This window comes from Raineyella fluvialis (genome assembly GCF_009646095.1).
GTDB classification, from domain to species: domain Bacteria; phylum Actinomycetota; class Actinomycetes; order Propionibacteriales; family Propionibacteriaceae; genus Raineyella; species Raineyella fluvialis.
Genome location: NZ_CP045725.1, coordinates 1,054,951 through 1,075,651 on the forward strand (window position 1 = coordinate 1,054,951; position 20,701 = coordinate 1,075,651).

The following is a 20,701-nucleotide window of genomic DNA, read 5'->3' on the forward strand; positions in this document are numbered from 1 at the left end:
TCCTCGTTCGGGTCGCTTGGGCACACAGGGTCCACACATGATGGTCATACCCATGACATGCGACCGATGCCAAGATGAACGCAGGAGGCGGGGCACGGGACCGACCAGGGCACGGGGAGGCGAGCATGGCCATACGGCACATCCGCAGGCGTGGGCTCGCCGCCGGTGCGGCCGGTGTCGTCCTGGTCACGGCCGCGTACGGTCTGCCGGCGGCCGCCCACGGCGATCTGCTCGCGCGCTTCCTGCATCCCGGCGCCACGAGCGCAGCAGCCGCCCCTGCACTGACGACCCCGACCACCCCGGAGCCGACCACCCAGGAGCCGACCACCCCGGAGCCGACCACCCAGGAGCCGACCACCCAGGAGCCGACCACCCAGGAGCCGACCACCCAGGAGCCGACCTCGGCCTCGGCCTCGGCCTCGGACCTGCACGCGAGGATCGTCCAGGCCTCCTGCACCGCGGCGGTGCTCGACTCGCCCTCCGGTTCGTGGCTGGTCACCGCCGCGCACTGCGACGTGCCGGAGTCGATCGAGGCCGCGGGCCGTACCTGGACCGTCATCGACCACGTCACGACCGATGACGTCACCACCGCGGGCACGAGCACCGAGGACCTCGCCCTGCTGCGGGTGGACGGCGACATCGAAGCGGCAGTGGGCGGTGGATTCGTCGTCGGCACCGCGCCCGTTGACGGGTCGGCGGTGTCGATCTGGGGCTACCCCTCGGCGACCGGCGAGTTGATCGGCTGCGACCAGATCGCCGTGACCGTACGGTCCAACGCGATCGCCGTGGACGACTGCGACCTTCCCGACGGGACCAGCGGGTCGCCGTGGTACACCGCCGACGGCGTCCTGCACGGGGTGACCGGAGGGCCCGACGACGGCGGCACCAGCGACTGGGACACCGAATCGATCCGCTTCACCGACGACACCGTCGCGTGGATCAGGTCGGTGGTCGGCTGATCAGCGCAGGCCACCCACCCGGTAGTGCAGCTCCAGCGCCCTCGGCAGCAGGATGTTGCCCTCCTTGTGGACGTGCAGGTGCAGGTCGGTCTCCAGCACATGCAGCCGGAGCATCATCGCCGCGTAGGAGGAGCATCCGTCATCCGGGGTCGTGTAGCCCCCGGTGATCCGGCGGAGCTGGCCGACGAGGTCACCGATGATGTCGTGTTCGTCGGTCAACCTCTGCACCGCGTCCACGAAGGACGTTCCACGCATCCGTACCGGCGTCTGCGTACGTTCCAGCTGGGCGATCGCCGGGAAGACGATGCGCTCCTCCCGGGTGAGGTGGACGTCGAGATCCGCCACCAGTCGGTCGTACACGGCGAGGATCCGCTTCAGTTCCGGGTGGCGCTCCGCGTGCGCACTGACGACGGTGGCGACCAGCACCTGCAGCCGGGGCAGTTCCTCCCACAGATAGGCGTGGTGGGTGTCGACGATGTCGTGCGCCAGCCCGGCCAGATCGGCGCTCGTCACCCGAAGTGGCGCCGACTCGCCCGGCAGCTCCAGCGCCCGGGCGACGAGTTGGGCGTCCAGGCCCCGGGCGGTGGCGGCTTCGAAGAGACTGCGCTGTCCCCCACAGCAGTACTCCAGGCCGTACGCCTCGAGGACGGACGCGCGGCGCAGGTCCTCGGTGACGAGGTCGCTGAGCAGTGAAGAGGTGAGGACGGTCATGGTCGCTCCCTTGCGATGCGGTCGGATCTGCGATGCGGTCGGATCTCGCCCGGCGAGCCGGGCGATGTGGCGACCGTACGCGCGGTGGCGCCAGTGCGCCTTGACGCGGATCAAGAACACCGGCACTCCAGGTCGGGGTTCCCGCGTTCGAGCCTCGCGAAAGTGCCCAGAGCTTTACAGTGAAAATGTTCCGCCCCTCGCCGGTCACGATGAGGGCAGCGCCCCGCTGCGCACGAGCCCGGCCCGTACGAGGCAGGGCACGGCCAGAGGAGGCTGTCATGCGAACCATCGTGGTGACCGGTGCCGCATCAGGCATCGGCAGGACACTGGCGGGGATCCTCGCCGACCGAGGCGACAGGGTCATCGGCGTCGATCTCCACGATGCCGACGTCACAGCGGATCTGACCACCCCGGAGGGGCGGACGGCGCTGGTCGAGCGGGTGCGGGAGGTGTCGGGCGGCTCGATCGACGCGATCGTGGCGAACGCCGGACTCGCCCTCGCCATCCCGAAGACCGTCTCGGTCAACTTCTTCGGGGCGATCGCGACGCTGGAAGGGTTACGGCCCCTGCTCGCCGGGTCGGCCGCGCCGCGTGCGTCAGTGACGTGCTCGATGGCGTCGCTCTATCCGCCGGACCAGGAGCTGCTCGACGACCTGCTGGCCGACGACGAGACCGCAGCCCTTGCCCGAGCCGAGGTCCTCGCCGCCGACCCGAAGCTCTCTGCCCTGATCTACGGCACGACGAAGCAGGCGCTGGCGAAGTGGGTCCGCCGCCGCGCCGCGACCGCGGACTGGGCGGGAGCCGGCATCCCGCTCAACGGCATCGCCCCCGGCATCGTGCTGACACCGATGACGAAGGACCTGACGTCCACCCAGGAGGCGGTCGATGCGCTCCTGCAGCAGGTCCCGATGCCACTGAACGGGATGATGGGGCCCGAGGTCCCCGCCCGGCTGCACGCCTGGCTGGTCTCCGAGGAGAACAGCCACCTGTGCGGGCAGATCGTGTTCGTCGACGGAGGCTCGGACGTGGTGATCCGGGGCGATTCGACCTGGTGAACGTCAGGCCAACGAGCTGACGGTCAGGACGGGCGACCCGCCGGGGCCCGAGTCAGCGCGGGGTCCCGGACGACGACGTCACCGAGCACCTCGTCGATGCGGGTCATCAGTTCCGCCGGGATGGTGACGCCGGAGGCCGCGACGTTGTGGGCGATCTGCTCGGGTCGCGAGGCGCCGACCAGGGCGGCGGCGACGTTGCCGTTCTGCAGCACCCAGGCGATCGCCAACTGGGCCATCGACAGCTCCAGCTCGTCGGCGATCGGGCGCAGGTCCTGCACGCGGGCGACCAGGTCCTGGTTGTCGAGGAAGCGCTTGATGAAGGTGGCGCCGCCCTTCTCATCGGTGGCGCGGCTGCCTTCGGGGGCCGGGGCGCCAGGCTTGTACTTGCCGCTCAGTACGCCCTGGGCCATCGGGGACCAGACGATCTGGGAGATGCCCAACTCCTCGGAGGCGGGGATGACCTCGGGCTCGATCACCCGCCACAGCATCGAGTACTGCGGCTGGGAGCTGACGATCCGGAAGCCGAGCTGGGTGGCCAGTTCCTGGCCGGCGCGCAGCTGCTCGGCGGTCCACTCGGAAACGCCGATGTAGAGCGCCTTGCCCTGGCGGACGATGTCGCCGAAGGCCTGCATGGTCTCTTCGAGCGGCGTCTCCACGTCGTAGCGGTGCGCCTGGTAGAGGTCGACATAGTCGGTGCCGAGCCGCTTGAGTGAGCCGTTGATCGACTCCATGATGTGCTTGCGCGACAGGCCGCTGTCGTTGTGGCCCTTGGGACCGGTCGGCCAGTAGACCTTGGTGAAGATCTCCAGGGATTCGCGCCGCTCACCGTTCAGGGCTTCACCGAGGACGGTTTCGGCGGCGGTGTTCGCGTACGTGTCAGCGGTGTCGAAGGTGGTGATGCCGGCGTCCAGCGCGGCGTGCACGCAGGCGATCGCCGTCTCGCTCTGCACCTGCGAGCCGTGGGTGATCCAGTTGCCGTACGTGATCTCGGAGATCTTGAGACCGGAATTGCCGAGGTAACGGAACTTCATGCTGCGACTCTAGCCCGCTGCCCGCGCCGTGCGGGTTCCCTTCCGATGCCCTTCCGGTGCGCTTCCGGCGCCGTGTCAGTGGTCTGCCGGAGACTCTTCTTATCGAACGTACGTGTCTTTGGGGGAATCATGTGGGACTGGTCGGAGGCTGTCGATGCGGATCGGTTGCCGCGTCCGGAGGCGGAGGATCTGGGGATCGGGATCCAGGGTGCGGCGACGGCTCAGGCCCGAGGTGACGCCAGACTCCTGGAGCTGGTCGGACAGTTCGACGCGGGCGCGGGGTGGGCGTGGTTCGAGGGGATCACCTCGTGCGCCCATTGGCTGGGGTGGGCCTGCTCGATGAGTCCGGGCACGGCTCGGGAGCACGTGCGCGTCGCGCGAGCCCTGCGCTCCATGCCGAGGGTGGCGGAGCTCTTCGCCGACGGCGCCCTGACCTACTCGAAGGTTCGCGAAGTGACCCGGCTCGTCGGGCGGGTCGAGGAGGGCGGTCTGTGTGAGTTGGCCCGGGCCCAGACCGCCTCGCAGTTGGCCCGCACGGTCCGCTCGTACCGCGCGCACAGCGGGACGCATCTGGGTCAGGTCGAACGACGCCGGCTGTCGTGGCAGGAGACCGATGACGGCATGGTCACCCTCAGCGTTCGCATGTTGCCTGAGGAGGCCGCGACGGTACGCGGGGCCGTCGAGGCGGCGACTGATCGTCACCTCGACCAGCCGGACGATCCGCTCGCCTCGGATGGCGACCCGGCCGACCGGCCGGTGATCGACCCCGTCGCGGCACTGTGCGACGTGGCCCGCGGCTACCTCGACGGGGCCCCGACCACCAGCGTCGACGACCCGAACCTGGTGGTGGTCCATGTCGGCCTCGAGACGCTCGCCGGAGTGGCGCTTGCGCCCAGCGAGGACGTTCCCGCGGGAACGCCGCCGGACCCCACAGCCGGGTCGGGATCAGCGGATCTGCGGGCTTCGCAGGCCTGGATCGAACGTGGCGGACCGATCGAGGCGGCGACCGCGGCCCGGCACGCCTGTGACGGCGACGTCGTCGGGATGATCATCGATGCCGAGGGTGACGTGTTGGCCATGGGCAGGACCCGACGGTTCGCCACGCCTGCCCAACGACGCGCCCTGCGGGTCAGGGACGGGGGCTGTCAGTTCCCCGGCTGTCAGCAGCGACGGCGCTTGAAGGCGCACCACATCGCCTTCTGGGCCAATGGCGGATCCACCGATCTGGACAACCTGTTGCTCCTATGCCAAGCCCACCACACGTACGTGCACGAGGGCGGCGTGGAGGTGACCGGACGTGCCGGGGCCTGGGTCTTCACCCTGCCTGACGGACGGCCCATCAGCACCGGCGACGCTCCGGATCCCGACCTAGTGGAAAGCATCCTGCTGGACGCAGCCGCAACGGCTGCCGAAGAGCCGGACCGGATCTTCCCGCCCCTGGCCGGGGAAGGCTTCAGCCTCTATGAATGCGTCCAGGTCCTCTTCGACATCGAGCTGCCCAGCGCCGCCTGACCGCTGGATCCACCACCGGACTGGATCACCACCTGAAATCTCGCCGGACCTGCGCGCTTCAGCCCGCGATGCCCAGGGCCAACGGCAGGACGGCCGGCGCCCCCGCTCGGCGCAGCATCCGTCCCGCGACCGCCATCGTCCAGCGGGAGTCGACCAGGTCATCGACCAACAGGACGGGGCCGTCGAGTCCGGCCAGGCGGTCGGCGAGCTCGGCGGGCATCTCCCAGCGGTCCCAGACCGAGGCGAGCCGGAAGGCGCTGTTACCGGTCGTCGTCGGCCCTACGCCGGCGCGCACCGGAAGCAGGCCCAGGTCGGTCAGCCGCCCGACGCAGGCGAGGCCGGAGACGAGCGAGGCGACCAGTTGCGGACGGCCGACGGATCCGACCCCGATGACCGCGACCGGGCGTACGGCCCAGTCCCAGCCACTCAGTACCCGAACGCAGGCCTGGGCCAGGGAGGGCGGCAGAGGGCGGTCGACCGGCCGGCCCTCGCTGTCCGCGGCGAACAGTTCCCGCAGGGTCCGGCCATGCCCCAGATCTGTCAGTCGGGCGACGGCACGGCCCTCCTCGACGGTCTCGTCGGTCGGGATCCGCCCCTTGAGCCCGATGCCGAGCCGGTCCATGCCGGAGGGCCACTGGTGCCGGGCCTCGATCGGCACGCCGACGTGGTCGAGTTGGGCGCCGGCCAGCGCGAGGGCCCCCTCAGGGACGTCCTCCGCGTACCAGGCCTGCTCCCCCACCGCAGCCAGGCAGACATCACACCGCCCGCAGGGATGGGCCTGCGGATCGTCGAGCTGGGCTGTGAGGAACTCCATCCGGCAGGTGGCGCCCCGCTCGTACTCGAGCATGGCCTGCTGTTCGGCGGCCCTGGCGGCGGCGATCCGCCCATAGCGGTCGGCGTCGTACGTCCACGGGGTCCCGGTGGCGATCCAGCCCCGGTCGACCTTCTCGACGGCGCCGTCGACGGCGAGCACCTTCAGCAGCAGCTCCAACGGCGTACGGCGGATGTCGACGCGGGCCTCGAGCGCCGCGACCGACAGCGGCCGACCGGCCTCCGCCAGCGCGGTGAGGACGGCGGAGGCCTTGGCCTGGCTGGGCATCGAGGCGGACGCGAAGTACTGCCAGATGTCGCGGTCCTCCGGCCCGGGCAGCATCAGGACGTCGGCGCTCGCCACACCGCGGCCGGCGCGGCCGACCTGTTGGTAGTACGCGACAGGTGACGAGGGCGCCCCGAGGTGGAGGACGAAGCCCAGATCCGGCTTGTCGAAGCCCATTCCGAGCGCACTGGTCGCCACCAGTGCCTTCACCGCGTTGGTCTTCAGGGCCTGTTCGGCGGCCTCGCGGTCGGCGGGGTCGGTCCGGCCCGTGTAGGCGAGCACGCGGTGGCCGTGGGCGGCGAGCAGGCGCGCCGTGTCCTCCGCGGCTGAGACCGTGAGCGCGTAGATGATGCCGCTCCCGGGCAGGTCACCGAGGTGGGCGAGCAGCCAGCCGAGGCGGTGACGGGAGGTCGGCAGCGTTAGGACACCGAGGCGGAGGGAGTCCCGCGCGAGTGGGCCACGGACGACGAACACCTCGTCGGACGCCGCTGTGGCCGCGGCCGCGGCCGCGGTGGCGGTCGCGGGAGCATCCTCGAGACGTACGCCCAGTTGTTCCGCGACGTCGGTGATCACCCGACTGTTCGCGGTGGCGGTGGTGGCCAGGATCGGCACGCCCTCGGGGAGTCGGGCGATCAGGTCGCGGATCCGCCGGTAGTCGGGCCGGAAGTCGTGGCCCCAGTCGGAGATGCAGTGCGCCTCGTCGACGACCAGCAGTCCCATGTCGGCGACCAGGGCGGGGAGCACCGTCTCGCGGAACCGCGGATTGGTGAGCCGCTCCGGCGAGATCAACAGCAGGTCGATGTCGCCGGCGTGCACCGCGGCGATCGTCTCGTCCCACTCCGTGGCGTTCGCCGAGTTGATCGCCGCCGCACGGATGCCGGCCCGCCCCGCCGCGGCGAGCTGGTCCCGCATCAGCGCCAGCAGCGGCGAGACGATGACCGTCGCCCCGGCCCCTGGCGACGGCGGAGCAGGCAGGACACGAAATAGACGGCCGACTTCCCCCAGCCGGTGCGCTGGACCACCAGGGCCCGGCGCCGGTCGGCGACCAACGCCTCGATCGCCTCGAACTGCCCGTCGCGGAAATCCGCCCCCGGCACTCCGGTCAGGTCGTGCAGGATCGTCCGAGCCTCGTCACGCAGTGACATCGGCGAGCCCTACCGCGCCAACCAGGCGGCGTACGCGTCGAACGTCGACGGCCGGCCGAGGAAGTCCTCGACCAGTTCCGCGGCGTCCTTCTCCCCGCCACGCGCCAGGATGGTGTCGCGATAGCGGGCGGCCACAGCCGGTGCGAACAGGTCGTCAGGATCGAAGGCCGAGAACAGATCCTTGGCGATCACCTGCGACCACGCGTACGTGTAGTACCCGCTCGAGTAGCCGTCGAGATGGCCGAAGTTGCAGTGGAAATGCGTGTCCGCGATGTACGGGAACAGCGAGTAGCGCTCCTGCAGTTCCCGGACCCGCGCGGTGAGATCCGCATGGTCGTGGGCATGCAGGTCGTACGCCAGCGCCGCGTAGAACATCTGGGTGCGGGCGTGGTAACCCTTGCCGAAGTCCTCGGCGCGGCGCATCCGCTCGACCAGGTCGGCCGGGATCGGCACCCCCGCCTCATCGGTCGCGAAACTGGCCAGGACCATCGGGTCCCAGGCCCACTCCTCCAGCAACTGACTGGGCGCCTCCACGAAGTCCCATTCGGTGGCGACGCCGGAGAAGCGCACCCACTCCGACCGCCCGCCGAGCACGTGGTGCACCAGGTGGCCGAACTCGTGGAACAGCGTCACCACGTCGTCGTGCTGCATCAGGCCGCGCGGGAAGTTGCACACCAGCACGCCCTCGGGCAGCCGGCGATCCCGGACGCCCTCGGCGAGGGTGAACTGCGCGGCGTGCTTGTACTTGCCCTCGCGCGGGTGCAGGTCGAGGTGGATCCGGCCGATCCGCTCCCCCGCGCCCGAGCCCGCCCCGTCGTCCGGCGTGCGCAGGACGTCGTACGTCGCCACGTCCTCGTGCCAGACCCGTGCCTGTCCGGGGTCGACGGGGACGTACGTCAGGCCGAAGAGCCGGCCCGTGACCTCGAGCAGGCCGCTGCGGACCTTGGCGAAGTCGAAGTAACGGCGGACGTCCTGGGCGTCCACCTGGTACTGCTCGCGGCGGACCAGTTCGGCGTAGTACGCCGAGTCTGCGGCGTCGATGGCGGTGGCGCCGGGCCGGTCCTGACGCAGCCGCTCCAGCAACACGGCCCGGTCCCGCAGGCCCGGCTCGAGAGCGAGGGCGGCGATCCGGTCGACGAAGGCGGGGATCGCGTCCCCGGTGCCGATCATCATCACTTCGGAGGCGTAGTCCGGCCAGTCGTCGTAGCCCAGCAGGTCGGCCACCTCCCGGCGCACGGCGAACAGCTCCCGCAGCACCGCGTCGTTCTGCGGCCACCCCCGGTTGAGGAACTCCACCCGCAGCTCCCGGCGCGCCGCGGCGTCCTCGGCGAAGGTGAAGAACGGGACGGCGTCCGGGTAGTCGGTGCTGACCGCCACGAGCCCGTCGTCACCGACGGGGTGCGCGGCGATCCAGTCGTCCGGCAGTCCGGCCAGCCGGTCCGGGGCGATGCGGATGCAGCGTACGTCGGCCCGAATCGTCCGGCTCATCTGCTGGCCGAGGTCGACCTGCCGCGCCTCCAACTCCCGCAGCCGGCCCCGGGTGGCCTCGTCACGGTCGACACCGGCCCGCCGGAAGTCGCGCAGCACCCGGGCCAACAGCCGGTCGGCGATCGGGTCGAGGGCGTCCGGGTCGAGCTCGGCGAACACCGCGTAGAGCGCGGGATCCAGGGACAGCTCGGTGGAGACCTTGCTGGCCTCCTGGACGATGCGGTCGCCGAGCGTACGGACCTCCTCGTCGGGATGCACCTGGGCGTAGACCGAGCCGATCGCCGACAGATCACTGAGCGCGAGGGCGATGTCGTTCCACCGGCGCAGCGTCGCCTGCGGGTCACCGGTCGGCGCCACCCGCAGGTCGGCCACCCTCCGCTCCACCTCCGCGAGCAGGGTGGTCCGGCGCTCCTCCAGCCAGTCGGCGGCGCGCTCGGGGGCTGGAAGCTGCAGCGGTGCGGGGCAGGTCATGGGCAGCACTGTACGAGGTGCCGGGGACACTCCGGCCCCGTCAGCGCTGCAGCAGACGACCCGCCACGTAGGCCAGTTCGGGGTCGGCGCCCTCGGCCAGCTCTCGCAGCAGCCCTGTCGTCCGCACCGGGTCCAGCCGGCTCAGCGCACAGGCCATCGCCAGCCGGACATCCGGCTCAGGATCGATCAGGTGCCTCGCCAGTACGGGGATGGCGTCGTCGGCCCCGGGACTGCCGAGGTCGGACAGCGCGTCCGCCGCATGGATCCGGACGATCGGGTCACGGTCGTCGACGGCGGCGATCAGCGGCCCGGTCGACCACGCCGACAGCACGAGCAGGGCGTCGGTGAGGGCGTCGCGGACCGCCGCGTCGCCGTGCCCGAGGCGCGCGATCAGTGCGGGGACGACCTCGGGGCTGCCGGTCGAGGCCGCCGCCCGGCAGGCCTTGACCGCGACCACGGGATCCTCGTCGGCGAGCACCGGGATGATCGGGCGGACGACGACGTCACCGCCGATCTTGCTGAGGACGTGGGCGGCCTGCGCCCGGACCGCGCTCTCGGCGCTGTAGAGCTGCACCATCAGGGCGTCCATCGCCTGGTCGGCGTGCTGCACCGTCGCCCAGGTGATCATCTCCTTGACGGCGGGGTCGACCTCCGTGCCCAGCCGGGCCACGAGGACGGCGGCGGCCTCGGGATCATCGGAGGTGCCGAGGTCCATCGCGGCGCGCAGCCGCACGTTCTCGTCCTTGTGGGACAGCCGCTGGGTGAGGGCGCTGGTCGTGGGTCGGCTGGTCATGGTTCCTCCTCGTTCCGAGACTAGATGACGGCTCAACTCCCTGGCCGGCGCCCCGGCAGGTGCGCATCGACCGGCACCGCCGCGCGGGGAGAAGCACGCGCGTACGTGGGAGAACCATGAGAAGGAGCCCGACGGATTGGAGATCGGCCCGCGGGCGGTCCTAGGTTGGTAACGATGTCGTTATATTTCGCGCCGGACCAGACCGTGAGCCGCCGGTCGAGCGCCGATGCCTACGGGCGCCGTGTGTTCGCCACCGGTGCACGGCGTCGTACGGCACTGTGGACGGCGCTGGTCTGGTGGACGATCCTCTGGGCGGCCGTCAGCGCCTACCACGGGCTCTACTCGTGGCACTACTTTCGCACCGGCGGCACGGCCCTGCTCGACCCGACGTCGCACGGCGGCCTGCATGTGTTCGCCACCCATCCGGAACTCCAGATGGGTCCGCTGACGCTGGTGGTCGCCGCGCTGCTCGTCGCGGTCGCCGGAGCCTCCGCGAGTGGCTGGGTCGGCGCCGCCCTGATGCTGGGGCTCGGCATCCTCGACCTGTGGTTCCTCTGGCAGGCCGGAGCCGCCGGGTCGACGAGCGGGCGGACGACGGGGCGGACCGGCGGCGGGGCACCCGCCGGCCGGGTCGTGGCCGTGGCCGGGGCGATGATGTTGCCCGTCTGGTCGGTCGTCGCGGTGCACTACGGGCATCTGGACGACGTCTTGGCGATGAGCCTGGTCTGCGCCGGTCTGCTGCAGGCGACCCGGGGCCGGTCGTGGTCCGCCGTGGTCCTGCTGGCCCTGGCGACCGCCGCGAAGCCGTGGGCGCTCCCGATGATGCTGATCGCCTGGGGCGAGCGGGAGGGCCGGCTGCGCCGGGCGGTGGTGGGCCTGGTCGCCGTCGTGCTGCCGTGGCTGGCCTTCGTCATCGCCGATCCGCGCACGCTCACCGTGGGCTCGTTCACCATCACCACCGAGCTCGACTCGGTGCTGCGAGTGCTGGGCGTGACCTCCCCGACGACCCCGGCATGGGACCGTCCGGCACAGCTGCTGCTCGGCGTCCTCGTCGCCTGGCTGTGTGCCCGGCGCGGTCGGGTCGGCTGGATCCCGCTCGCCGTGATGGTGACCCGGCTGCTCCTCGATCCGGGCACCTACCTCTACTACACCAGCAGCCTGGCGCTGGCGGCGGTGGCCGCCGACCTCGTCGGCCGCCGCACCGGCCGGGTGCCGTGGCTGACGATCGGCGTGACGGCGTGGTTCGTCGTCGACCTGTTCCTCAAGCTGCAGTTGCGTTTCGGCCTCGCCGGCCGGTACCGATCCGTCGTCCTGCTCGCGCTGGTCGCGCTGGTCTGCGCGGTCACCGCGACGCCTGTCCGCTGGATGGATCGGCTCCGGTCGTCGGACCGTACGACCCTGGCCCGCAGGGCGGCCTGAGACCAGAACACCAGGTCGACGACTGTCGGGATGTGAGCGCCGCCGACCCGGCGAAGGGGGTCAGTGCGTCCCGGCGAAGGCGTAGTCGGTGTAGCCGCGGGCGCCGCCGATGTAGAAGGTCGTCATGTCCGGGACGTTCTCGCCCAGAGAGTCGCGCCACCGCTCCACGAGGTCCGGATTGGCGATGAACGCGCGACCGACGGTGACAGCGTCGGCGAGTCCGTCAGCGACGATGTGCCGCGCCTGTTCGTGATCGGTGACGTTGGAGAAGCCGCTGTTCAGCAGGAAGGCTCCGCCGTCGTAGTTCTCCCGCAGGTGGCGGACCAGGTCGCCGTCGATGTCCGCGTGCAGCACGGACAGGTAGGCAGTCCCGAGGCCGCGCAGGCCGTCGAGCAGGGCATCGTACGTGGCGAGCACATCCGTACGGTCGAGTTCGAGGACGCCTTGGATGTTGTGCTCGGGCGAGATGCGCAGGCCGACGCGCCCGGCGCCGATCGCCGCGGCCACGGCGCGGACGACCTCGACGACGAAGCGCGCACGGTTCCGTGGGGACCCGCCGTACTCGTCGGTGCGGGTGTTGGACACGGGGCTGAGGAACTCATGCAGCAGATAGCCGTTCGCGCCGTGGAGTTCGACCCCGTCGACCCCGGCATCGACGGCCCGGCGCGCCGCGGCGACGAACTCGTCGCGCACCCGCGCGAGGTCCTCGGTCGTCAGAGCGTGCGGCACCGGGGCGTCGGCCTTGCCCTCGGGCGTGTGGACCATGACCCCCGCGGCGACCGCACTGGGGGCTTCCGGCTCCTGACCGCGGGCGACCGCGGGATGGGCCATCCGACCGGCGTGCATGACCTGCATGACCAGGGTGCCGCCGCGGGCGTGCACGGCGTCGGCGACGCGGCGCCACCCGGCGGCCTGCTCGTCATCGGCGATGCCGGCCGCGCCCATGTAGCCGCGGCTGCGGAAGGAGGGGAACGTCCCCTCGGTGACGACGAGGCCGGCGGAGGCGCGCTGGGAGTAGTACTCGACCAGCAGGTCGTTCGGGACGCCGTCCTCACCGGCGCGCTGCCGGGTCATCGCCCCGATCGTCACGCGATTGCGCAGATGCAGGTCTCCGGCGTCGATGGGGTCGAACAGTTCGGTCACGGCAGGTCCTCTCGGGTCAACAACGGTCCGCTGGATCGACGCTGACCCGCCCCTGCTCAACCGCGGGCCGCCGCGGGCTATTCCCGGCGGCGGATCCGGTGCCCACGACGCCGGTCGGTGGTGGTCAATGGCCGGCCTCCACCACGGCGGTGGCGGCCCACGAGGCGAGCAGTCGCAGCGCGTCCTCCGTCCTCGAACCGGGCTCGGCCGCGTAGATCGTCAAGGTGAGCCCGGGCTCGGACAGCATGTCGACGCTCTCGTAGGCCAGCTCGAGATCACCCACCACCGGGTGGCGGAACATCTTCGTCCCCGCCCCGTGGAGCCGTACGTCATGGCTGCTCCAGCGCTGCCGGAAGGGTTCGCTCAGGGTGGACAGCTCCCCCACCAGGTCCTGCAACTGCCGGTCGTGCGGGGCCCGTCCGGCCTCGGTACGCAGGATCGAAACGCTGATGTCCGCGGCCGTCTCCCAGTCCGGATAGAAGTCGGACGCTTCCCGGTCGAGGAAGGTGAAGCGGGCGAAGTTCGGCACGCCGGCGCTCGTGCGCTCGTACAACGGGGAGTGCATCGCCCTGCCCAACGGGTTCGTCGCCAGCAGGTCCATCCGAGCGTTGCGGACGATGGCCGGACCACCCGTGATCGTGTCCAACACCCACTGCAGGCTCGGCGGCGGGGTCCACGGTCGGGCCGTCGAACGACGCGGACGCAGCAGGGCGCTGGTCCCTTCCGCCGCCTCCGCCAGCAACAGCAGGTGCGCCCGCTCCGCGTCGTCGAGCCGCAGCGCCTGGGCGATCGACTGCAGGACGGACGGGCTCACCCCGCCCAGCCCGCCGCGTTCAATCCGGGCGTAGTACTCGACGCTCATCCCTGCCAGCGCTGCCACCTCGCTGCGGCGCAACCCGGGCACGCGGCGACGCCCTGCCTCCGGGAGCCCCACGTCACGGGGCGTCACCTTCGCCCGACGCGACGTCAGGAACTCGCGCACCTCGGCCGAATTGTCCATGCCCCCACGGTACGGGCGAAGGCAGCGCCGTAGGGATGTCCTGCTGGTACACCCCTTCGCAGGGACTCCCGCACGCATCCGACGGCGGCCAGAGTGGTGGCGTGAGCGTACGCGAGATAGCCCGGGACGATGCAGCGGAGGAGGCCGACGTCGGCCGCGGGGCACGGCTGACCGGTGGGATGCAGGCGGCCGTCGTGCTGATCGGGGGGATCGCACCGCTGGCCACCGACCTGTACGTGCCGGGCTTCCCCCGCGTGGCCGCCGACCTGGGCGCCACCGCCACCCAGGTACAGCTCACCCTGACGACGTTCTTCCTCGGCATGGCGCTGGGTCAGCTTGTCGGCGGCCCTGTCTCCGATCAACGGGGACGGCGCCGCCCGCTTCTCGGGTCGCTGGTGGTCCTGGTGCTGACATCGCTGGCCTGCGCGGTCGTGCCGTCCGTCACCGCCTTGATGGCGTTGCGGTTCCTGCAGGGGCTCAGCGGCGGCTGGGCCATGGTGATGGCGAGGGCGATGGTGGTGGACCTGGCGCACGGTGACGCGCTGGTGCGGGCCATCAACCTGATCGCGGGCGTCGGCGGGATCGCCCCGATCGTCGGCCCGCTGCTGGGTGGAGTGATCCTCCAGCTGGCGTCGTGGCGCGCATCGTTCCTTGTCGTCGCAGGATTGGCGGCGACGATGGCAGCTGCGGTGACGCTCGTCGTTCCGGAGACCCTCCCGCCCGATCGTCGGCACAGCGGGGAAATGCGGGAGCTGGCCCACGCCGCCCGCGACGTGCTGGGCCAGCGGAGGTTCGTGGCGTACGCGGTGGTGGTCGCGTTCTCGATGGGCGTGACCTTCGCGTACGTGGCGACCTCGGCCTTCATCCTGCAGTCGATGAACGGCTTGTCCCCGATGCTCTACTCGGTCGCCTTTGCGGCCAATGCCGTCGGGCTCGCCGTGGCCACCCTGCTGGCGGGACGGCTGGCCGGACGTGTCCGCACCCGGTCGGTGATCGGGGTGGGATTGGCCCTCACCGGCGTCGTCGGACTGGTGCTGCTGGCCGCCGCGATCTCATGGGGGATGCCGCTGTGGGTCGCACTGATCGGATTCTTCACGTTGATGAGCGCCCAGGGACTGGTCGGCGCGAACGCCGGCGCACTGGCGTCCCTCGAGGTGCCCGACCATCCCGGCACCGGCTCGGCGGTGCTGGGCTTCCTGCAGTGGTGCATGGCGGGGGTCATCGCCCCGCTGGCCGGCCTCGGCGGCGACCGTACGGCCGTCCCCATGGCGGTGATCATCATCGTGCTGACCACCGGGTCCCTCACCGCGATGGCCCTGACCGTGCGGCGCACCCCACGACTGAACACCTGAAAGACCGAGACCCAGCAGAGAAGACCCAATGACTCACACCCCAACGAAAGGCAACCACCCATGCGTGCAGTGAAGTTGTACGGAAGCCATGACGTGCGCGTCGAGGACGTGCCGATGCCCACGATCCGCGAGGATGGCGATGCGATCATCAAGCTCGCTGCCGCCTGCGTGTGCGGCTCGGACCTGTGGGCCTACCGAGGCATCGACCCCATCACGGACCCGATCACGGTCGGCCACGAGTACTGCGGCACGGTCGTCGAGGTCGGCCCGAGCGTACGCAACGTGCAGGTGGGCGACTTCGTCGTCGGCTCGTTCTTCGCCTCCGACGGCACCTGCGAGATCTGCCGGTCGGGCTATCCCAGCGGCTGCGTCGACCGGCGCGGTATGGGCGGTGAGAACTGCCAGGCCGAGTACGTCCGCGTCCCGCTGGCCGACGGCACCCTGGTCGCCACCCCTGGCCAGCCCGAGCCCGATCTCATCCCCAGCCTGCTGGCGGCATCCGACGTCCTGGGCACCGGCTGGTTCGCCGCCAAGGCAGCCGAGGTCGGCCCGGGCAAGACCGTCGCCGTGATCGGGGACGGAGCCGTCGGCCTCCTCGCGGTCATGGCCGCTCAGCAGCTCGGCGCCGAGCGGATCATCGCGATGAGCCGCCACGCCGACCGGCAGAAGCTGGCCCTCGAGTTCGGCGCCACCGACATCGTCACTGAGCGTGGGGACGAGGGCGTGGCCAGGATCAAGGAGATGACCGGCGGGCTCGGCGTGCACAGCGCGCTCGAGGCGGTCGGCACCCAGGAGTCGATGATGCAGGCGATCCGGTCCACCCGGCGCGGCGGTCATGTCGGCTACGTCGGCGTCTCCCACGACGTCACTCTGCCGGGACTGGAGCTGTTCTTCAGCCACGTCCACCTGCACGGGGCCCGGCGCCCGTCCGCGCTTACCTGCCGGACCTGATCGATCGGATCATGACGCGCCGGATCGACCCCGGCCGTGTCTTCGACCTCGAGCTGCCCTTCGACCGAGCGGCCGAAGCGTACGCCGCAATGGACGAACGTCGCGCCATCAAGGCGCTCCTGCGGTTCTGATGTCGCGGGTCCTGAGCCGAGGTCAGCGTCCGGCTGGGGGTACGGGGCACCTGCGAAACGCGGTGCATCGACGTGGACTCACGGTGGTCCTGCTGGCAGCTGCCCTGCTGCCGGCAGGATGCGCCGGTGGGGCGCGGGGAACGGCCGCATCGGTCTCCCCTGCCGTATCGGTCTCCCCGGTCGCGACCTCCCCATCCGCCCAAGCGAGCCAGGAGGAAGCGAGCATGGCGCCCACCGAGCACGGCCGGACAACCCGAATCCGGGTGCGCGCAGAGGGCGTGGTGCTGCTCGGGCGTCTGGACGACAACCCCGCGGCGCGGGCGCTGGTCGAACAGCTCCCCGTCACCCTGACCTTCCGGCATTTCAACGCAGCGGAACTGATCTCCCCACTCCACAGGCCCCTGCCGATGGCCGGCATGCCGGCAGGCGCCGACCCGTCGCCGCAGGACATCGGCTACTACGCCCCCTCGCGTGACCTGGTGTTCTACTACGGCGACGTCGGGTTCTGGAACGGCATTGCCATTCTCGGGAGCTTCGAGAGCGACCTTGCCGCGCTCGCGCACCACGACGGCGACGTCACCGCCACCGTCGAACTGATGCAGTGAGGGCTGAGCACACGGCGCTCGGCCACGTGGGGGGCCAGCCTCGGCTCCCGGGTGGCCGAGACCGCCCGGACCTGGATCGCCGGTCGCGCAGGTTCCTTCGGCAAGGAGCTGGGACCCCGGGCTCAACCGGCCTGCGGCACCAACTCCCGCAGCAGCTTCTCCACCGATCCCCGGCACCCCCCACAGCCTGACCCGGCCCGGGTCGTCGTACGGACCTCCTCGACAGTGGAGCAGCCGCCGCTGATCGCCTCGCTGATCGTGCCGGCCGCCACCCCCGCGCAGCGGCAGACCGTCGAGGCGGGCGTGAGCTCCTCCTCCCCGCCGTCGGCACCGTCCAGGCGCAGCAGCACCGACAGGTCGACCGGGGCAGGCCGGCCGGAGGCGTGCAGCAGGGCGAGTTCGGCGCCAGCTCGAGGCATCCCGAGGCTGATCCAGCCCACCACGACGCCGTCGCGCACGACCGACTTCACCAGCTTCCCGCGGGCCCCGTCGACCCACAGGGCGACGCCCTGGCCGGCCGGCTGCGGCTGCCAGGGTTCGCCGGCCAGCAGACCGCCCGCGCCGAAGTCGAGCCGGCGGGCCTTCAGCCGGATGCTGTCGACGTCCTCCTCGACCAGCGGTTCGAGTGGACCCGGGTCGTTCCGGAGCGCCGCGAGGAGGCGGCGGGCGAGCCACTCGGCCTGGCGCCAGCCGGGGCCCACCAGGCCCATCGGCCCTCGGCCCACGCGCGCCGGGCAGACCGGGCAGGAGGGGTCGTCGCAGAGCACCTCGGCACAGTCGCCGAGGGCGAAGACCCGTGCCTCGGGATCGGCCTCCAGTTCGTGGTCGACGACGATGCCGCGGGCCACCCGCAGCCCCGCCCCCTCGGCGATCCGGGTCCTCGGCGTGACGCCACAGGACAGCACGAGGACGTCGCCTTCGACCGTACGACCGTCGGCGAGCCGCAGCGCACGGAAGGCGCCGGTCGCGTCGCGGAGCACCTCCTTGGCCACCGCGTCGGTGACCACCTCGACCCCGTGGCGGGCCAGCACGCCGTTGAGCATCGCGCCGGCGATGGCGTCGGTCGAGCGGGTGAGCAGCCACGGCCGGTGGTGCACGACGGTGACGGGGCAGCCCTCCTCATGCGCGGCCAGGGCCACCTCCACCCCGAGCACCCCGCCGCCGAGCACGACGACCCGGCCGCGACGCGCGACGGCCTCGCGCAGGTCGGCGGCGTCCTCGGGGGTCCGCAGGACGGTCACCCCGGGCGGCAACAGCGCGGCGGCACCGGGATCGGGGTTGATGCCGCGGAGCACCGGGAGGTTGGGCCGGGCACCGACGGCCAGCACGACGAGGTCGTAGTCGAGCGTCGCCGGGGTCCGGGTGACGGTGTCGACGACGTGCGCCTGCCGGGCGGAGCGGTCCAGCCAGGTCACCTCGGTGCCCGTGAGCACCTCGACGCCGCGGGAGGTCCAGTCCTCGAGGTCGAGAAGGGCCAGTCCGTCCTCGTCGAGGCGGCCGACGCCGTACTCGCCGACGAGCACCCGGTTGTAGCCCACACGGCTCTCGGCGCCGACCACGGTCAGGCGCAGGTCGCCGCTGGCGACGGCGGGCAGCAGTTCGTCGACCAGGCGAACGGCGACCGGGCCGAAGCCGATCACCAGCAGGTGGTCGCCGCGGCGGGGTTCGTACTTCTGGATCATCGGGGGTCCTTCCGGGACGACGGGACCCGTCCGGGACGCTCGGCCGCAGCGACCCGTACGGACACCGGGGTGGCCTTGAAGTCGGGCATCCCGGAGACGGGGTCGGTGCGCGATTCGACGACCCTGTTGACGGCGAGGGGGCCGGCGAAGTGGAACGGGACGAAGACGGTGTCGGGGCGGATGGTGGTGGACAGGACGGCGCGGGCGAGGGCGCACCCGGTGGTGGACCGCACCTCGGTGAGGTCTCCGTCGGCGATGCCCCAGCGCTGGGCGGTGTCCGGGTGGATCTCCAGTCGGGGCTCAGGGACGGCCGCGGCCAACGACGCGACCCGGCGAGTCTGGTTGCCGGACTGGTAATGCTCCAGCGTGCGGCCGGTCGTCAGCACCAGGGGGCGGCGCTGCGCCCCGGCGATCTGGCGGGACGGACAGGGACGAGGCGCGCCCGGCCGTCGGGGTGACCGAAGCGGTCACGGAAGACGCGGGGAGTGCCGTCGGGCCGGCTGCCCGGGGCGGGCCAGTGGTGGGCCGCGTCCTCCGCGTCGAGCAGGGCGTGGGAGAGCCCGGAGTAGTCCGCCCGGCCCCCGCCGAGGCTCGGGCGAGCTCGTCGAACACCTCCGCCGGGTCGGTCGACCACGTGCCCGGGGCGCCGAGTCGTGCGGCGAGGTCGGTGATGATCCGCAGTTCCCCGCGGACGCCGGGGGGAGGGTCGACCGCCCGGCGGCGCCGCAGCACGCGGCCCTCGAGGTTGGTCATCGTCCCCTCCTCCTCGGCCCACTGCGGCACCGGCAGCACCAGGTCGGCGTGCCTGGCGGTCTCGGAGAGGAAGAAGTCGGCGACGACAAGAAAGTCGAGCCGGTCGAGGGCCTGCGCGACGCCACCGGCGTCGGGGGCGCTGACGACCACATTGGCGCCGTTCACCCACAGGCAGCGGACGCCGCCCTCGCGGCCCAACCCCGCGAGCAACTCGACCGCAGGGAGGCCGGGGCCGGGGAGGGACGCGGGGTCGACACCCCACACCGCCGCCACCGCGGCGCGGTGCGCCGGGTCGGTGATCGAGCGGTAGCCGGGCAACTGGTCGGCCTTCTGGCCGTGTTCGCGGGCGCCCTGTCCGTTGCCCTGACCGGTGAGGGTGCCGTAGCCGGAGCCCTCTCCGCCGGGTAGCCCGAGCAGCAGGGCGAGGTTGATCGCGGCGGTGGCGGTGTCGGTGCCGTCGGCGTGTTGTTCGACGCCGCGGCCGGTGAGGACGTACGTCCCGCGGGGCCGGGCGGCGAGCCGGCGGGCGACCTCGCGGATCCGGTGGGCGGGGACGCCGGTGACGGTCTCGGCCCGCTCCGGCCACCAGGCGTTCAGTGTCGGGCGGAGCCGATCGAGCCCGACCGTACGCTCCGCGAGGTAGGCGTGGTCGACCAGGTCCTCGGCCACCACGACGTGCGCCAGGGCCAGCAGCAGGACGAGGTCGGTGCCCGGCGTGGGCTGCAGGTGCACCCCGCCCCCGTCGCCGGTCAGCGCGGCGGTCGCCGAGCGGCGAGGATCGATCACCAGCAGGCCCCCGGCGGCGCGGGCCGCGGCGAGGTGCTGGACGAAGGGCGGCATCGTGTCGGCCGGGTTGGAGCCGATCAGCAGCACGGTGTGGGCGTCGTCGAGGTCGGTGACCGGGAACGGCAGGCCGCGATCCAGGCCGAAGGAGCGGTTGCCGGCCGCCGCCGCGGACGACATGCAGAACCTGCCGTTGTAGTCGATCCGCGACGACCCCAGCGCGATCCGGACGAACTTGCCGAGTTGGTAGGCCTTCTCGTTGGTCAGGGAGGCGCCGCCGAACACGCCGACGGCATCCGGACCGTACGTCGCCTGCGCTCGCCGGATCGCGGCCACCCACCGGTCGTACGCCTCGTCCCAGCTGACCGGCTCGAAGCTTCCGTCGGCCCGCCGTGCCAGCGGCGTGGTGAGCCGGTCGGGGTGGTCGAGGAGTTCCGCGGCGGTCCAGCCCTTGCGACACAGGCCGCCGCGGTTGGTGGGGAACTCACGCGGTACCACGGTCAGCATCGGCGTCCCTGTGGGGGCCGTCGCCGCGGTGTCCGCACCGACGAGGCTCATCGCGCACTGCAGCGCACAGTAAGGACAGTGGGTCGAGGTCCGGGTCGTGGCGCGCTCCATGGG

At 71.7% G+C, this 20,701-nt stretch carries 15 protein-coding genes and 2 pseudogenes; 7 read left to right on the forward strand and 10 right to left on the reverse strand.

Going from position 1 to position 20,701, the window contains the following annotated elements:
• Positions 1-125 precede the first annotated feature (125 nt).
• Positions 126-959 (forward strand): trypsin-like serine peptidase, encoded by an 834-nt coding sequence (locus Rai3103_RS04885; RefSeq protein ID WP_153571636.1) that lies wholly within the window; start codon positions 126-128, stop codon positions 957-959.
• Here the strand turns inward: Rai3103_RS04885 and Rai3103_RS04890 are convergent, their stop codons facing one another.
• Complete coding sequence (locus tag Rai3103_RS04890) at positions 960-1,790, reverse strand: DUF542 domain-containing protein (protein WP_153571637.1); 831 nt, start codon at positions 1,788-1,790, stop codon at positions 960-962.
• Positions 1,791-1,948: 158 nt separating this feature from the next.
• On the opposite strand from Rai3103_RS04890, the gene Rai3103_RS04895 reads away from it, so the two are divergent.
• A complete protein-coding gene (locus tag Rai3103_RS04895; protein WP_153571638.1) occupies positions 1,949-2,725 on the forward strand; it encodes an SDR family oxidoreductase in 777 nt (258 codons plus the stop codon).
• Between the two features lie 23 nt (positions 2,726-2,748).
• On the opposite strand, the gene Rai3103_RS04900 is transcribed toward Rai3103_RS04895, so the two are convergent.
• Positions 2,749-3,756, reverse strand: a complete 1,008-nt coding sequence (locus tag Rai3103_RS04900) for an aldo/keto reductase family protein (RefSeq protein WP_153571639.1) — start codon at positions 3,754-3,756, stop codon at positions 2,749-2,751.
• Between the two features lie 129 nt (positions 3,757-3,885).
• Here Rai3103_RS04900 and Rai3103_RS04905 point away from each other — a divergent pair, with 129 nt between their 5' ends.
• Positions 3,886-5,268, forward strand: a complete 1,383-nt coding sequence (locus tag Rai3103_RS04905; RefSeq protein WP_194793276.1) for an HNH endonuclease signature motif containing protein — start codon at positions 3,886-3,888, stop codon at positions 5,266-5,268.
• A 58-nt stretch (positions 5,269-5,326) separates the two neighbouring features.
• Here the strand turns inward: Rai3103_RS04905 and Rai3103_RS04910 are convergent.
• The 3 genes and pseudogenes from Rai3103_RS04910 to Rai3103_RS04920 form a co-directional block, all read right to left on the reverse strand.
• Positions 5,327-7,509, reverse strand: a pseudogene (locus tag Rai3103_RS04910) (RecQ family ATP-dependent DNA helicase).
• Positions 7,510-7,518: 9 nt separating this feature from the next.
• Positions 7,519-9,468 (reverse strand): M3 family metallopeptidase, encoded by a 1,950-nt coding sequence (locus tag Rai3103_RS04915; RefSeq protein WP_153571641.1) that lies wholly within the window; start codon positions 9,466-9,468, stop codon positions 7,519-7,521.
• 40 nt (positions 9,469-9,508) lie between these two features.
• Positions 9,509-10,261: a HEAT repeat domain-containing protein gene (locus Rai3103_RS04920; RefSeq protein ID WP_153571642.1), complete on the reverse strand. Its 753-nt coding sequence runs from the start codon at positions 10,259-10,261 to the stop codon at positions 9,509-9,511.
• A 174-nt stretch (positions 10,262-10,435) separates the two neighbouring features.
• Here Rai3103_RS04920 and Rai3103_RS04925 point away from each other — a divergent pair, with 174 nt between their 5' ends.
• Positions 10,436-11,680 (forward strand): hypothetical protein, encoded by a 1,245-nt coding sequence (locus Rai3103_RS04925; RefSeq protein ID WP_153571643.1) that lies wholly within the window; start codon positions 10,436-10,438, stop codon positions 11,678-11,680.
• Between the two features lie 60 nt (positions 11,681-11,740).
• Here Rai3103_RS04925 and Rai3103_RS04930 read toward each other — a convergent pair whose 3' ends face one another.
• Positions 11,741-12,823, reverse strand: coding sequence for an oxidoreductase (locus tag Rai3103_RS04930; protein WP_153571644.1), 1,083 nt, complete (start codon positions 12,821-12,823; stop codon positions 11,741-11,743).
• Positions 12,824-12,947: 124 nt separating this feature from the next.
• Positions 12,948-13,823, reverse strand: coding sequence for a helix-turn-helix domain-containing protein (locus Rai3103_RS04935; protein WP_153571645.1), 876 nt, complete (start codon positions 13,821-13,823; stop codon positions 12,948-12,950).
• Positions 13,824-13,924: 101 nt separating this feature from the next.
• On the opposite strand from Rai3103_RS04935, the gene Rai3103_RS04940 reads away from it, so the two are divergent.
• The 3 genes and pseudogenes from Rai3103_RS04940 (at position 13,925) to Rai3103_RS04950 (ending at position 16,862) form a co-directional block, all read left to right on the forward strand.
• The gene (locus Rai3103_RS04940) at positions 13,925-15,175 is read left to right on the forward strand and encodes a multidrug effflux MFS transporter (RefSeq protein WP_228489178.1); all 1,251 of its coding nucleotides are present in this window, start codon (positions 13,925-13,927) and stop codon (positions 15,173-15,175) included.
• 60 nt (positions 15,176-15,235) lie between these two features.
• A pseudogene (locus tag Rai3103_RS04945) lies at positions 15,236-16,257 on the forward strand (zinc-dependent alcohol dehydrogenase family protein).
• Between the two features lie 224 nt (positions 16,258-16,481).
• Positions 16,482-16,862, forward strand: coding sequence for a cyclophilin-like fold protein (locus tag Rai3103_RS04950; protein WP_153571647.1), 381 nt, complete (start codon positions 16,482-16,484; stop codon positions 16,860-16,862).
• A 122-nt stretch (positions 16,863-16,984) separates the two neighbouring features.
• Here Rai3103_RS04950 and Rai3103_RS04955 read toward each other — a convergent pair whose 3' ends face one another.
• Genes Rai3103_RS04955 through Rai3103_RS04960 form a run of 3 tightly spaced genes read right to left on the reverse strand, consistent with a single transcriptional unit; the run spans position 16,985 to position 20,698 of the window.
• Positions 16,985-18,544 (reverse strand): FAD-dependent oxidoreductase, encoded by a 1,560-nt coding sequence (locus tag Rai3103_RS04955; protein ID WP_153571648.1) that lies wholly within the window; start codon positions 18,542-18,544, stop codon positions 16,985-16,987.
• Positions 18,541-18,930, reverse strand: coding sequence for a molybdopterin dinucleotide binding domain-containing protein (locus Rai3103_RS17510; RefSeq protein WP_228489179.1), 390 nt, complete (start codon positions 18,928-18,930; stop codon positions 18,541-18,543). The genes Rai3103_RS04955 and Rai3103_RS17510 overlap by 4 nt, the downstream gene beginning before the upstream one ends.
• Positions 18,845-20,698: a molybdopterin oxidoreductase family protein gene (locus Rai3103_RS04960; protein ID WP_228489180.1), complete on the reverse strand. Its 1,854-nt coding sequence runs from the start codon at positions 20,696-20,698 to the stop codon at positions 18,845-18,847. Before Rai3103_RS04960 ends, Rai3103_RS17510 begins: the two co-directional genes overlap by 86 nt.
• Positions 20,699-20,701: the final 3 nt, after the last annotated feature.